2 protein-coding genes are annotated in these 1,555 nt (G+C 43.0%); one reads left to right on the forward strand and one right to left on the reverse strand.

What is annotated here, in order from left to right:
* Positions 1-1,104: ABC transporter permease (locus tag B3182_RS01315; protein ID WP_292751223.1), on the forward strand; the 1,104-nt coding region annotated here is incomplete at its 5' end.
* 1 nt (position 1,105) lies between these two features.
* Here the strand turns inward: B3182_RS01315 and B3182_RS01320 are convergent.
* Positions 1,106-1,471, reverse strand: a complete 366-nt coding sequence (locus tag B3182_RS01320; RefSeq protein WP_292353386.1) for a hypothetical protein — start codon at positions 1,469-1,471, stop codon at positions 1,106-1,108.
* Positions 1,472-1,555 lie beyond the last annotated feature (84 nt).

Below are 1,555 nucleotides of genomic sequence, written 5' to 3' on the forward strand. Positions count from 1 at the left end.
ACCAAAACCGTTTCGGGGGTGGATTTAATCGTTGGTGCACGAACCGGACAGGTCAATCTTTTACTATATTCAGTCTTTCATATCGGTGTACCAACCAATAATATTTCCTGGCAGAGTTATCAGGAAATTGCTTCCCAACCTGCTGTTGCCTGGACCATTCCAATTTCTTTAGGTGATTCACATAAAGGATATCGGGTCATTGGAACCAGCACCGACTTTTTCGAGTTTTTTCGCTTTGGTAATAAACAGCCACTCGAATTTCAACAAGGGAAAGCATTTGATGATCATTTTGATGCAGTAATTGGTTCAGAAGTCGCCAAGCAACTTGGATATCAAGTCGATGATGCTATCGTGCTTTCTCATGGAATTGCCAATACCAGTTTTAGCAATCATGATGATAATCCATTCAAAATCACGGGTATTCTGGCGCCAACAGGAACGCCGGTAGATCAATCTGTCTATGTCAGTTTGCAAGGTATTGAAGCCATTCATGCCAACTGGCAGGGAGGGGTGCAAATACCAGGTAGAGCTACGCCAAATGTTAAAGATCTGCAGCCGCAAGCCATAACGGCATTTATGCTGGGACTGAATTCGCGGATACAGACCTTTAATTTACAGCGGCAGATCAATGAATATCAGCAGGAACCCTTACAGGCTATTCTGCCTGGCGCCACATTGATGTCATTGTGGTCAATGTTGAGCAGTGTGGAACAGCTATTGTTATTAATTGCTTCACTGGTGCTGTTAGGTGCGCTGATTGGGATGGCCAATATGCTATTGGTTTCAATGCGTGAACGGCGCCATGAATTATCCGTTCTCCGAGCATTGGGTTATCGGCCAAGCTTCTTGTTTGCATTGCTACAGATTGAAGCGTTATTAATCAGTTTGGCTGCGGCATTCACCGCCTTTATCAGTTTACAACTAAGTATGTATGTATTGAAAGATTGGTTATTGCAGGAATATGGGATTTTGCTTACCCGATTATCCATCATTAATGAGTTTATGTTTATGTTGCCGATGGTGCTTATCGCCAGTTTTGTGGTCGCTTTAATTCCGGCTATCACCGCTTATCGACAGGGGCTACATCAGCAATTAAATCTGTAGCTTAAATACGTTGTAGCTTTGGAAGATGCTGTTTCAGATGTGATTTAATATCTTCCACACTAGCTGAAAAAACCAGTGCATAAATCTCGCGTTGCATGGTGTCGGTAATAAACGGGTAAATTTCATAGCCTTCAGCATAAAGTTCAGCGCGGGCGCGACATACTTTACGAATTCCCTCAGCAAATGATTGATTCTCTACAGCAGGTAAATTGGTTTCCCCCAATGTCCATTGCTGCTCTGTCCAATGCTGAAAACACCAGTCAGTTAACTGAATCACCGGATCGACTCTGTCCTGCTCAACTTTGTCAATTTGCTCACCGCAGCCAATCAGGCAGAACAGACCGAGTAGCAAAAAATGTTGACGCATATCTAACCCCTCCAGCGTTATTTCGCTATCAATATTGCCTGTTTTGTTTTCAAATACCAACTATTAGGGCTTGTTTATCTTTCA

This window comes from Methylophaga sp. UBA4204, from assembly GCF_002379485.1.
Classification (GTDB): Bacteria; Pseudomonadota; Gammaproteobacteria; order Nitrosococcales; family Methylophagaceae; genus Methylophaga.

What these genes read in the sequence shown, in the direction of transcription:
- B3182_RS01320 (WP_292353386.1), bottom strand. Translation starts at nt 1,471, where the DNA reads ATGCGTCAACATTTTTTGCTACTCGGTCTGTTCTGCCTGATTGGCTGC.